General features: G+C 55.6%; 10 protein-coding genes. 4 read left to right on the top strand and 6 right to left on the bottom strand.

The genetic code is table 11. From position 1 onward, the window contains the following. Positions 1-3: 3 nt before the first annotated feature. Positions 4-681 (top strand): phosphatase PAP2 family protein, encoded by a 678-nt coding sequence (locus ALIPUT_RS08625; RefSeq protein WP_004329502.1) that lies wholly within the window; start codon positions 4-6, stop codon positions 679-681. Between the two features lie 109 nt (positions 682-790). On the opposite strand, the gene ALIPUT_RS08620 is transcribed toward ALIPUT_RS08625, so the two are convergent. Continuing rightward, positions 791-1,987, bottom strand: a complete 1,197-nt coding sequence (locus ALIPUT_RS08620) for a sugar transporter (RefSeq protein WP_004329501.1) — start codon at positions 1,985-1,987, stop codon at positions 791-793. 405 nt (positions 1,988-2,392) lie between these two features. Further along, a complete protein-coding gene (locus ALIPUT_RS12130) occupies positions 2,393-4,570 on the bottom strand; it encodes a DNA/RNA non-specific endonuclease (RefSeq protein ID WP_050751504.1) in 2,178 nt (725 codons plus the stop codon). Between the two features lie 535 nt (positions 4,571-5,105). On the opposite strand from ALIPUT_RS12130, the gene lysS reads away from it, so the two are divergent. The 3 genes from lysS to ALIPUT_RS08585 all read left to right on the top strand — a co-directional run bounded on the left by lysS (position 5,106) and on the right by ALIPUT_RS08585 (position 9,663). Beyond that, positions 5,106-6,830: a lysine--tRNA ligase gene (lysS, locus tag ALIPUT_RS08600; protein WP_004329498.1), complete on the top strand. Its 1,725-nt coding sequence runs from the start codon at positions 5,106-5,108 to the stop codon at positions 6,828-6,830. Between the two features lie 364 nt (positions 6,831-7,194). Further along, positions 7,195-7,956 carry a triose-phosphate isomerase gene (tpiA, locus tag ALIPUT_RS08595; protein ID WP_040293727.1) on the top strand — a complete coding sequence of 254 codons (762 nt, stop codon included), beginning with the start codon at positions 7,195-7,197 and terminating at the stop codon, positions 7,954-7,956. Between the two features lie 345 nt (positions 7,957-8,301). After that, a complete protein-coding gene (locus tag ALIPUT_RS08585) occupies positions 8,302-9,663 on the top strand; it encodes a TrpB-like pyridoxal phosphate-dependent enzyme (protein WP_004329495.1) in 1,362 nt (453 codons plus the stop codon). Between the two features lie 802 nt (positions 9,664-10,465). Here ALIPUT_RS08585 and rplQ read toward each other — a convergent pair. From rplQ to rpsK, 4 genes are read right to left on the bottom strand one after another with little or no spacing between them, the layout of a single operon-like run. After that, positions 10,466-11,080, bottom strand: coding sequence for a 50S ribosomal protein L17 (gene rplQ, locus ALIPUT_RS08580; protein ID WP_004329494.1), 615 nt, complete (start codon positions 11,078-11,080; stop codon positions 10,466-10,468). A gap of 5 nt (positions 11,081-11,085) precedes the next feature. Further along, a complete protein-coding gene (locus ALIPUT_RS08575; protein ID WP_004329493.1) occupies positions 11,086-12,078 on the bottom strand; it encodes a DNA-directed RNA polymerase subunit alpha in 993 nt (330 codons plus the stop codon). Between the two features lie 24 nt (positions 12,079-12,102). Beyond that, positions 12,103-12,711, bottom strand: coding sequence for a 30S ribosomal protein S4 (gene rpsD / locus ALIPUT_RS08570; protein ID WP_004329492.1), 609 nt, complete (start codon positions 12,709-12,711; stop codon positions 12,103-12,105). 57 nt (positions 12,712-12,768) lie between these two features. Beyond that, the gene (rpsK, locus tag ALIPUT_RS08565) at positions 12,769-13,158 is read right to left on the bottom strand and encodes a 30S ribosomal protein S11 (RefSeq protein ID WP_004329491.1); all 390 of its coding nucleotides are present in this window, start codon (positions 13,156-13,158) and stop codon (positions 12,769-12,771) included. Between the last annotated feature and the right edge of the window lie 10 nt (positions 13,159-13,168).

Raw genomic sequence — 13,168 nt, 5'->3', positions numbered from 1 at the left:
CCTATGCACTCCTGCGACGAATCCCTGTTTCTGGCTCTCAATTTCGACGGCGGTCCCTGCCTGGACCGGATCATGACCCTCATCTCGGGCATGGCGATCTGGATTCCCTTTTACCTGCTGATACTCTGGCTGGTCTGCCGGCGCTACGGATGGCGCAACACGCTGCTTTTCCTCGCGGCGCTGGCTCTCGCCCTGGTGCTCTCGGACATGCTCTGCGGCATCTTCAAGCACTCGGGTCCCCTGAAACACCTTTGGGCCGATTTTCCTCCCCGCTGGCGCCCGATGTTCTCTCCGGCCCTCGAAGGACTCGACATTCCGGCCGACTCGCTCTTCGCCTGGCGGCATGCCGGGCTCCCCACACCGAACAGCCTCGTACACGTTCCCGCCGGAGCCGTCGCCGGGAAATACGGCACCGTATCCTCCCACGCCGCGACGATCGCGGCAGTCGTCGTAATGTCGGCCGCCGTCATCCGCCGCCGCTGGTTCACATGGCTCGGGATCGCCGCAGCGCTGCTGATCTGCTACTCGCGCATCTACCTGGCCAAACACTTCCCCGTCGATCTGTTGCTCGGCACCGGCGTAGGCATCCTGACGGGTCTTTTCATGCTCTGGCTCTATAAAAAATCGGGAAGAGGCTTTTTCAAGCCCCTCGATCCGAGCGGGAAGCAACAGGCTGAATAGCTCCCGACCAGCTTGCACCGCTGATCCGACCGCTCCGGTCGGCACCCCGAAAGACACAGCGCCCTGCCACCTCTCCGATGGCAGGGCGTTTCCGGTTCTTCGTTCGAAATCAGCCCCGGCTCCTTTTCAATAACGGCACCAACCGCACCAAGCAAAAGAGCGCCGCCAACAATGCGATCGTACCCCCGGCATAACCGATCCGGGCAATCGAAGCGTGCGTACAGACGAATCCTCCTACGAGTGCCCCGGCACCGATTCCGACGTTGTAAATCCCCGAATAGACGGACATGGCGATCGCCGTCGCCTCGGGAGCCAGACGAATGATCTCCGACTGAAAAACCAGGTTGAAAATCGTAATGGCCAACCCCCAGCAGATACACAGGGCGACAACCGGAAAGTGCCCGAAAGCCGAAAGGCGCAGCAACAGCAGGAAAAACGCAATACCCACGACGGCAAACCGCATGAAGGCGTAGGGACGTTTTTCATAATCGCGCGAAAACCATAAGCTTCCGACGATCCCCACCAATCCGAACGCCGTCAGCACCCAAGTTATCCAGTCGTTGTCCAGCCCGGCCACCTGTGCCAGGAACGGTTCGATGTAACTGTACCCCGTATAGTGGCCCGTTACCATGAGAACGGTAAGCACATAGAGGCCCACGAGAGCGGGGTTTCCCAGCAGAGAGGGCACCTTGCGCAGCGAAATGGTGTCGCGGCTCGGGACCCGGGGAAAGATCGCCGCCAGAAACAGCCAAACGGCCGCCGCGACCGCAGCAATGAAGAAGAAGGTCGTCCGCCATCCCACGTAAAGTCCGATCACGCGACCCAGCGGCAGACCGACGATCATGGCAATCGACGTTCCCGTGATAATCAATCCCAATGCAGCCGATTGCGCTCCCTTCGGTGCGACGCGGACCGCCAGCGGCGAAACGATCGACCAGAACACCGCATGCGCACAAGCCACACCGATCCGCGAAGCCATCAGCATCGCATAGGAAGACGAAAGTCCTGACAACACGTGGCTCGCAATGAAAAGCCCCAGCACCCCGAGCATCAGCCGCCGGCACTCCATCCTCGCTACCGCGAGCATCAACGGCAGCGAAACCAGCGCCACGACCCAGGCATAGACCGTAATCAACAATCCGGCCCGGGCCTCGGTAATCCCGAAATCGGCCGCGATGTCGCTCAACAGGCCGATGGGAATAAACTCCGACGTATTGAACACGAAAGTACAACACATCAACACGATAACCGGCATCCACTCCCGCAGGGCGATACGGCTGCGGGTCCATCCGTTTCTCTTCAGCATAGTCAATTACTCAAAGCAGTCAATACTGAAAAATACCGGGTGTCGCCCGGGCAAAGCCCCGCCGCTCACGGATCCTGTCTGCGGGTTCGTCCCGGCCGCAGCAACAGACGGCCACAAACGCATATCGGATCGCTCCGGAGCAAAACTGCGCCACCCTGTTCGGACAGAATCCGATCCGCCCCCCGCAAAGGAGATTCAGGAACCGTCCGATGCGGACAGTACATCCGGCGCATACTTTTTCAGCGGGGCAAAAATAACCGATATTTTGCCGTTTTGTCCGTCCCATCCCGATTTTCTCGTCCGGCAGGTTCCGAAACTTCCGGGGTTCACCCGTTTCAAATCCGAAAAACGAGGGACGCATCCTTGCAGAATGCGTCCCTCCCCGAAACAGTTATCACTCCAAACTCAGAATCCCCACTCTTCGGGCACGGGGATCCGTGTCTTCACCTCTTCGGGAACCTCGGGGAAGAAGGTCATGCCCATCTTCTCCTCGATGAAGCTGACCGGCACCGCGATACGGCGCAATTCCGCGCGGGCGCTGGTTTCCGGACTGTCGGTGAAGGTCTCGATCCAGAAACCGACGGCCTGCAACTCATCGGCCGTACACTGCTGAATCCGTTTACCCGTGCTGCCCGACTTCGTACGCAACGCCATCTTGAACTGATGGGTCGGCATCGTACAGAGTTTCTGCGCCGGGTCCGGCTCGGCCTGATTGGAGTCCGAAGAGTCGTACTCCTGCCAGTAATCATGCTCGTAGTAACAGCCCGCCACCACGAAAAGCGTATCGGAAACGATGTTCATATTTTGCACGCCGTCGTCGGCTACAATATCGTTTTCGCTGTTCCGCGTCCCGGCAAAGAGCGCCTCGACATACCCCCAGACTGTTCCGAACGTACCGGCTTTGGCACTCGGCTGCGGAGCGATGTTGGTCGGATAGAACGTCTGCATGTTGATCTGCTGGTTCGCACCGCCGCGTTCGCTCGACATGCAGAGATGTCCCTTCCCCCAATATCCCGACCGCTGGAGATAAGCCATCGTATTGCTCGTCCAATACTGATAGGGATCCGAACCGGAGGGACCGTCCTTGCGGTAAATCTTCGACTGATACGCCACATCGAGCGACGGATCCGCCGTCCACGGATCGGGATCCGTACGTCCGAAGCCGCCCTCGCGGTAGCAGGCATGCATCGGATAGGCGACCCAAATCGGGTTATGGCGCCGCGTATCGTAACAATAGGAGTAATTCCGCAGGTTTTTCCGCGTATTGACGGTCTGCGTCCAATGCGTAAAGAAGGCATAATCGCCCGAAACGACAGCCTGGGACGAAGTCGGAGCGGTCCAATTGGACGGCAGCTCGGGGAACCGGTAGTCGCCGCCGTCCAAATCGACCGTCTGTCCGCCCGGCCCGGTCGTGAGCTTCAAGTCGTCGAAATTGACGCCGTAGCTCTGCGAACCTTGCGGCGTAAAGCGGATGAAGAGCCGCTGTACGGGAACAGCCAGGGTAAAATCGACGGAGATCTGTTCCCAGATATTATAAGCCCTCGATCCGGTATAATCGATCCGCTGCCAATAGGAGCCGTCGCCGCTCAACTCGATCAGACAGTCGGCCGCCGTGAACGAAGCGCCCAAAGAGAGGGTCAGATCGACCTGGTCGGGCGTAAGCGCGATGTCATTCACGATGAAATACGGACCGTTGTCGAACCAGATACGGACGTAGTTCGCACCCGAAGCTCCCGGATAGCGGCCCGACGATCCGAAATTATCGTTATTGATACGAGTCCGGGCGGAGGTATAGGTCACCCCTGCCGCCCCCGGACCGGTCGGATTCTGCCATGCGGCGCTCGCATCGGCCCATCCCGAAAAAGGCGTCTGATCGAAGTCGTCGTAATAAATCGTCTCCTCCGGAACGGGAATCTGGTTCTCGCATGTAATCTCGACCTGCCGCGTCACGGTCTGCTCGCCTTCGCCGGCGGTCACTGTAATTACGGATGTTTTACCCGCAGGAGCCGCCGTAACGGTAATCGCCCCGTCGTTCTCGCCCGATGCCGGAGAAAACACCAGCCCTTCGTCGCTCGCAACGGCGCTCCACACGGTATTCGACCGCACCTGAACGGTATTGGCCGAAGCGTCGTCGGGATCGAACGTCAGTTTCTCGGGAGCAAGTTCGAGGGTCGGCTCGAGCACGGCTTTTCCACGGGTTATCCGCACCGAATTACTCTTCAGTTGCGTACCGTTATTATAAGTATGGACCGCTTCGATTTCGATGCTGCTATCATCGGGCATCTGTTCGACCCGAAAAGAGCCGCTGCCCCGGCCGGACGATGCACTGAACTTACATCCGGCAGCCGACGGCTTCACCTGGAGCACCCAGGTCAGTCCGTCGGTCACAGTGACCGTGAACTCGTTTTTTGCAGGATCCTGCTCGTCGAAAACAAGACTCGACGGCGACAAAGCCAACTGATCCGCCGGAGGTGTTTCGTCCACCGAACCGCTGTCGCTGCACCCGCCGCAGCACACAGTCAGCAGAACAAACAGACAGGCAGCCCGAAAAGGCCGCAAAAAAGCAGTAAAATTGGAGGTCATAGGCAAAATAATTTGGTTGAATGAATTGATAGGATAAAAATAACGCCTTTTTAGCTTATCGTTTCTCGCATTCCATACATAATTCCTCGCAAAAAGTACATTATTGCCCGAAAAAAGAGTATCCCGCATCGTTTTTTCCCGGTATCAGCCCGTCCTGCAAGCCCCTGCAGATAACTTGCCGAAACGCCCCATCCTTTCCGCAGTTTCGCCGGGAAATCCGCCCCGGACAAAATAATCTTCGATCCACCGCAAATAAATTTGGCACTGCCCGGGGCTTTCACTATCTTTGTAGAAGATAGGAGGCGGCCCGGACAATTTCAGCCGACCGACGACCGCAGCGGACGCGCGGTACACTCGCGGACTTCGCCCCGCACGCAGACAGGAAGTCGAAAATTTTCGACGACCGGAAGCACAGCCTGCAAACGGTCTTTGCCGAACGTAGCGGACGAAGACAGAAGTTCGAAGTCAAGTTTGGCTTATCGCCCTCCTTTTCTTATCTTTGCAAACTCGAAATCAACACCCAAAAACATTCAATATGAGCATCGAACTCAGTGAACAGGAACAGTTACGACGCCAATCGCTCGCCGCACTGCGGGAACTCGGCATCGACCCCTATCCCGCCGCCCGCTACGAGGTGACGGCCACGGCACGCGAAATCGCCGAGAATTTCGATCCGGCGAAGAATAATTTCCAGGGCATCCGCATCGCCGGACGCATCATGTCGCGCCGCATCATGGGCAGCGCCTCCTTCTTCGAACTGCAGGACCACACGGGCCGCATCCAGGTCTATATCCGGCGCGACGACATCTGTCCCGAAGGAGATCCGACGCTTTACAACACGGTGTTCAAGAAGCTGCTCGACATCGGCGACATCGTCGGAGTCGAGGGTTTCGCATTCCGCACCAACACCGGCGAACTGTCGGTACACTGCCAGAAGCTGACCCTGCTCTCCAAATCGCTGCGGCCCCTGCCCGTCGTGAAAGAGAAGGACGGACAGACCTTCGACGCCTTCACCGACCCCGAAATCCGTTACCGCCAGCGCTACGTCGATCTGATCGTGAATCCCCACGTACGCGAGGTTTTCATCAAGCGTTCGAAGATCATCTCCACGATGCGCGAATATTTCAACCAGTTCGGGTACGTCGAAGTCGAAACCCCGATTCTGCAGCCTATTCCGGGCGGTGCGGCGGCACGTCCGTTCATTACCCACCACAACGCGCTCGACATCGACCAATACCTGCGCATCGCCAGCGAGCTGTACCTCAAGAAGCTGATCGTAGGAGGCTTCGACGGCGTGTATGAATTCGGCAAGAACTTCCGCAACGAAGGCATGGACCGCACGCACAACCCCGAATTTACCGTTATGGAGATTTACGTAGCCTACAAGGACTACCTCTGGATGATGGAGTTCACCGAACGGATGCTCGAAAAGGTCGCCCTGGCCCTGCACGGGACCACGACCGTGCAGATCGACGGCCGGGAGATTTCGTTCAAAGCCCCGTTCCGCCGCCTGACGATGACAGACGCCATCCGCGAAAAGACCGGCTACGACATCACGGGGCAGAGCGAAGAGCAGCTCCGCGAAGCCTGCAAACGCCTCGAAGTCGAGATCGACGACACCATGGGCAAGGGCAAGCTGATCGATGCCATCTTCGGCCAATACTGCGAGGAGGAGTTGATACAGCCCACCTTCATCATGGACTACCCATGCGAGATGTCCCCCCTGTGCAAGCGCCATCGGTCGAATCCCGACCTCACGGAGCGTTTCGAGCTCTTCGTCAACGGCAAGGAGCTCTGCAACGCCTACTCCGAGCTGAACGACCCGATCGACCAGTTGGAGCGCTTCCAGGAGCAGTTGCGCCTCTCGGAGAAGGGCGACGACGAGGCTATGTTCATCGATATGGACTTCGTCCGCGCCCTCGAATACGGTATGCCGACCTGTTCGGGTATGGGTATCGGTATCGACCGCCTGACGATGTTCATGACGGGCAACAGTTCGATCCAGGACGTGCTCTTCTTCCCGCAAATGCGCCCCGAAAAGAAGGCCGTAAACGATCCTGCCGAGAAATACACCGCCCTCGGTATTCCCGAAGAGTGGGTTCCCGTCATACAGAAAATGGGCTACCTGACAGCCGATTCGCTCAAAAAGCTCTCTCCGGGCAAGTTCTTCAACGACCTGTGCGGTTTTAACAAAAAGAACAAACTGGGGCTGAAGGCTCCTTCGATGGAAGAGGTTAAAAAATGGTGCGAACAGGAGTAAACTCCGGAAGGTAATGACATCGGGAAGAAACATCTGGCTCGCAGGCATCTGCGCCGCAAGCGTACTCGCTGCGGGACTCCGGCTCGGCGACATCGTACCTGGCTGGGTATTCCGCACACTTTGCACGTTGGCGCTGGGTACGATCTGGCTCCGCCTCGGGCAGCAGGTGTGGCATCGGTTGCGGCAACGGCAGCGCCCCTGGTTCCTCTTTTGGAACTATGCACTTCCCGTGCTGGTCGCCATCCCGACGCTGGCCAGCCTCTCCGACGACGTCGTTCCCGTGGACCAGCGATTTCTGGCCGCTGCTGCGACCGGAGCGGTTCTCGCCTGCATCTATCGTCTAATCTATCTTAAAAACAAAAATATGAGAAAGAAAATCGTTGCCGGCAACTGGAAGATGAATACACTTCCCGCCGAAGGCGTCGAATTGGCCGAAAACATCCGGGCCGACAGAAACCAGGTTTGTTCCTGCGTGAATTTCATCGTATGTCCGCCCTTCACCCACCTCGGCGGAGTCATCGAGGCACTTCGGGGTTCGGACATCGAAGTCGGCGCCCAGAACTGCGCGGCCGAAGACAAAGGCGCCTATACGGGCGAAGTATCTGCCGCGATGCTCGCAGCCTTGGGCTGCCGTTACGTCATCCTGGGTCACTCGGAACGCCGCCAGTACTACGGCGAAACCTCGGCGACGCTCAACAAAAAGATGGCGCAGGCATTCGCCAACGGTCTGCAACCGATCTACTGCGTGGGCGAGAACCTCGAGGAACGCGAAGCGGACCGCCACTTCGACGTAGTAAAGACACAGATCGAAGAGGTTATCTACAACCTCACGCCGGCCCAGTTCGCCCGAACCGTAATCGCCTACGAGCCCGTCTGGGCCATCGGCACGGGCAAGACCGCGACGGCAGAGCAGGCACAGGAAATCCACGCCTACATCCGCACGATCCTGCGCGAGAAATTCGGTGCGGCGGCCGATGAAACTCCTATCCTCTACGGAGGTTCCTGCAAACCGTCGAACGCCCCGGAACTCTTCGCCAAAGAGGACGTGGACGGCGGCCTGATCGGAGGAGCGGCGCTGAAGGCCGCCGATTTCCTGGCTATCGGCAAAGGTTTTCCGCAAAAATAATTTTGTGTCTTAAAGTATTGACAGACCGGATAATATCCGGTCTGTTTTTATTTTATCCGAAATCTCTCGCTGAAAAAAAATCAAAAAAAAGTTGCATTGTGAAAAAAACGCGTACATTTGCATCCAAAGAACAGTAGAAATGACAAGATTTTCGACGCAGAACTGGTGGTGGCACTCTTTGTTTAAGGTAAACAATGAGTCCATTGGTATTTGTATGAAATAAGCCGAGAAAATCCGATCCATACAGTCAAAAATATCAAAAGCGTTGTTTGCCGAGCAGACAACGCTTTTTTCGTAACTTCCACGCAACACTGAAAATTACAATCATAATAAAAACAAACGATTATGAAAACGAAAAAAATTATCCTACCCGAATCCCAGATGCCGACCCAATGGTATAACATCGTCAGCGACATGAAGAACCGACCGCTGCCGCCGCTGAACCCGGCGACCAAAGAGCCGGTGACGCTCGAACAGATGAGCGCCCTCTTCGCCGAGGAGCTGATGAAACAGGAGATGTCCACCGAACGCTACATCGACATTCCGGAAGAGGTGCAGGATCTATACAAGATCTACCGCTCTACCCCGCTGGTACGTGCCTACGGCCTGGAAAAGGCTCTCGACACCCCGGCCAAGATCTACTTTAAGAACGAGAGCGTATCGCCCGTCGGCTCGCACAAGACCAACACCGCGATTCCGCAGGCTTACTACAACTACAAGCAGGGAATCCGCCATCTGACCACCGAAACCGGAGCAGGACAGTGGGGAGCCGCGATGTCAATGGCTACGCAGCACTTCGGCATCGACCTGAAAGTCTTCATGGTCAAGGTGAGCTTCAACCAGAAACCCTACCGCAAGCTGATGATGAACACCTGGGGCGCAGACGTGTATGCCTCGCCGAGCGAAATTACAGCCGCCGGACGGGCCGCCCTTGCAAAGAACCCCAACGATTCGGGCAGTCTGGGCATGGCGATCTCCGAAGCCGTAGAAATGGCGCTGCAAAATCCTCAGGATACCCGTTACTGTTTGGGTTCTGTTTTGAACCACGTACTGTTGCACCAGACGATCATCGGCGAGGAGGCCGTGAAACAGATGGAGCTGTTCGGGGAGTACCCGGACGTGGTGATCGGTTGCTTCGGAGGAGGCAGCAACTTCGCCGGCATCAGCTTCTCGTTCCTGCGCGATAACCTGACCAAAGGTAAAAATACCCGCGTAATCGCCGTCGAACCCCAATCGTGTCCCAAGCTGACGCGCGGTGAGTTCCAGTACGACTTCGGCGACGTGGCAGGCTTCACTCCGCTGCTCCCGATGTATACGCTGGGACACAACTTCCACCCGTCGGACATTCACGCCGGAGGTCTGCGCTATCACGGAGCCGGTTCGATCGTGAGCCAACTGCTGAAAGACAAGGTCATCGAAGCCCAGTCCGTGCCGCAGACGGAAACTCTGGCCGCAGGCGTTCTCTTCGCCCGTACGGAAGGTATCATCCCGGCTCCGGAATCGGCTCACGCCATCGCACAGGCGATCCGCGAAGCGAAACGGGCGAAGGAGGAAGGCGTTTCCAAAACGATCCTCTTCAACCTCTCGGGGCACGGACAGATCGACCTATACGCATACGAGCAGTATTTCGCCGGAAAACTTCGGGATTATGAAATTTCGGACAACGAAATCCGCAGTACGCTCAACGAGCTGGACAAAATTATCTAACAGCGTAACTTTTTGTTACTAAATTTTAACGAAAGCTGCGGATGAAATATTTCATCCGCAGCTTTTTCATCCTCGATCTGTCCATTCATCCACAAAAAACTGAACAAAGAGCTTCCGCGCCCGCAAGTCTTCACCTCCTCCCGATGCGGTCCGCTATCCCTCTTTTATAGAAAATCGTCTGTCCAACCGGCTGTAACAAGCAATACGATACGTCTCATCGACAGTAACTCCTAAAACGAAACCCTCGCAACACCACGTAATGAAGGAGTAACCTGGAGTCGAGTCCTACCATTACCGATGCAGTGAACGCCGACAGAACCGGTATCACCTTTACCCCAGATTTACCCTCCGCCCGCCGAACGGTCCGTACAAGAATCGCATTGGCACCGACACGGTATAGATTATTAAATTCCCTTGCACAAAATTCCGTGCAAACCAGAATGACAACCGAATAAATGAAAAAACTATAGCGATTTCGATCGGGTTAAAGTTGTGAAACCGTTACGAACCAAAATAACGACAGTCCTGGGAATACCAAGCAACGGAATCAGTTTCAGCGGCCAAAAGCGCCATGCATCCGAAAAACAGATACGAACCGGGCGTGAAACGAAACCGGGAACAAGGAGCCATCACAACGAAAAAAAGATATGGAAAGGCGCGTCGAAATCGGCCTGAAAAGAGATCTATGCCGCTTCGATTTTTCCGAATGATCCGAAACGAAAAAATGAATTCAGGTCCGACGGCACCATAGAAAAAGGACGATGTCGAAACACCGTCCTTTTTCTTCCAACGTTATTCGGAATTACATCTTCTTGCCCACGTTGGTCTTCTTGGCAACCTTCGGAGCAGCGACTTTCTTCGCACCGGCCGCAGCCTTGGAAGCAGCCGGCTTCGCAGCCGCAGCTTTCTTGGCAGCCGGTTTCGCAGCTTTCTTCTCCTCGCCGCCTTCAGTGGCCGGAGCTGCTTCGGCAGCAGCATCGGCAGCCTTCTTACCGCGCGAGCGACGGGTCTTGGGTTTCGCCTCGGCAGCCGTCGGAAGAATACCCAACGTGTAAGCCTCGTTGAAATCGACAAATTCGATGATGCACATATCGGCGGCATCGCCCAACCGGAATCCGGTCTTCAGGATGCGGGTGTAACCGCCCGGACGATCGGCGATTTTCGGAGCGATCGTGCGGAACAACTCCGTCACGGCCTCCTTCTGCTTCAGATACGAGAATACGATACGACGCGAATGGGTCGTGTCCTCTTTCGACTTGGTCACCAGCGGCTCCACGAACTGCTTCACAGCCTTCGCCTTGGCAACGGTGGTCTCGATACGCTTGTGCAGAATCAGCGACGACGCCATATTCGACAACATAGCCTTGCGATGGCCGGCCTGTCTGCCCAGGTGATTGAAATTCTTATTGTGTCTCATTTAAGTTAGTCTTTATCAAGTTTGTAGATAGATACATCCATGCCGAACTTCAGATTGAGCGACGCGAGCAGCTCGTCGAGCTCCGTCAGCGACTTCTTACCGAAGTTGCGGAATTTGAGCAGATCGTTGCGATTGAGTTTCACCAGGTCACCCACCGTATCCACATCGGCGGCTTTCAGACAGTTCAAAGCACGAACGCTCAGATCCTGATCCGAAAGTTTCGTCTTGAGGAGTTGGCGCATGTGCAGGATATCCTCGTCGAACTCCTCCGCACCGTTCGTATCCTCCATATTCACGGTGATCTTCTCGTCGGAGAAGAGCATGAAATGTTGGATGAGAATCTTGGCTGCTTCCTTCAAAGCATCCGTCGGGTGAATTGATCCGTCGGTAGTAATCTCCAAATTCAACTTCTCGTAGTCGGTTTTCTGTTCGACACGGTAGTTCTCGATCGAATATTTCACGTTCTTGATGGGCGTGAAAATCGAGTCGATCGGAAGCGTACCGAACTCACAATCGGCGGGAGTATTCTCCTCGGCAGGCACGTAACCGCGTCCTTTGCCGATGGTGAGCGTGAGTTGCATTTTAGTACCGGGTGCCAGATGACAGATAACCAATTCGGGATTCAATACCTTGAAGAACGAGAGGTAGTTCGAAATATATCCTGCCGTCAGCTCCGTTACACCCGCCACATTGACCGATACCTTCTCGGCATCCTGGTTGTCAACCGTGCGGATAAAACGAACTTGCTTGAGATTCAGGATGATGTCGATCATACCTTCCATCACTCCAGGGATAGCGGCAAACTCATGGTCCACGCCGGCAACCTTGACGGTCGTAATCGCATACCCCTCCAGCGAGGAGAGCAGGATACGGCGCAAAGCGTTACCGACGGTCATACCAAACCCAGGCTCCAGCGGTCGGAATTCGAACTTTCCGAACGACGAAGTGGATTCGAGCATGATAACCTTTTCAGGTTTCTGAAATGCTAATATTGCCATAATATTGAATTGGTTGTTTAATTACTACTTGGAATACAACTCGACGATAAGCTGCTCCTTGATGTTTTCGGGAATCTCCTCGCGCTCGGGACGCTGCAGGAACTTGCCGGCCATAGCCGCACCGTCCCACTCGAGCCAAGCGTAGCGGCTCTTCGAACCGCCGGCCAGAGATCCGACAATGACTTCCAAACTTTTCGACTTTTCACGTACCGACACGATGTCGCCCACTTTGAGCGAGTAGGACGGAATATTCACCACGTTGCCGTTTACGCAGATGTGGCAGTGCGACACCAACTGGCGGGCAGCGGCGCGCGTCGGAGCGATGCCCAGACGATATACCACATTGTCCAGACGGCATTCGAGCAGCTTCAGCAGGTTCTCACCCGTGATACCGCCCATACGGGCAGCCTGCTCGTACGTACGGGAGAACTGTTTCTCCAGAAGACCGTACGTAGCCTTCGCCTTCTGCTTCTCGCTGAGCTGCTGGCCGTACTCCGATACTTTTTTGCGCTTGCGTGCAAGACCGTGCTGTCCGGGAGGGAAATTCCGCTTCTCGAGAACTCTGTCCGCACCGAAAATAGCTTCGCCGAACTTTCTGGCGATCTTGGATTTAGGTCCTATATATCTTCCCATTGTATTAACTTTTTAAAATCAGATAAAATAGTTTTTACGTAACACCTGCCGGCCGAATTATACACGACGGCGGTTAGGAGCACGGCAACCGTTGTGCGGCATCGGAGTAACGTCGATGATCTCCATTACCTCCAGACCGGCTCCGTGGATGGTACGCACGGCAGACTCACGGCCTGCACCCGGACCTTTCACGTAAACTTTCACCTTACGCAAACCCATGTCGTAAGCAACCTTCGCACAATCGGCAGAAGCCGTCTGCGCTGCATAGGGAGTATTTTTCTTCGAACCGCGGAAACCCATCTTACCTGCCGAAGACCAGCTGATTACGTCGCCGACCTCGTTGGTGATGGTGATGATCACGTTGTTGAAAGTAGAGTGTACGTAGGCCATACCCACGGCACCGACCTTAACAACCTTCTTCTTGACTGTTCCAGTTTTCTTTGCCATAACTCTCTAA

Origin of the sequence: Alistipes putredinis DSM 17216, from assembly GCF_000154465.1 — a bacterium.
Taxonomy (GTDB): Bacteria; Bacteroidota; Bacteroidia; order Bacteroidales; family Rikenellaceae; genus Alistipes; species Alistipes putredinis.
Note: the sequence above shows the minus strand (reverse complement) of the source record. Positions and strands in the feature narration are given on the sequence as shown.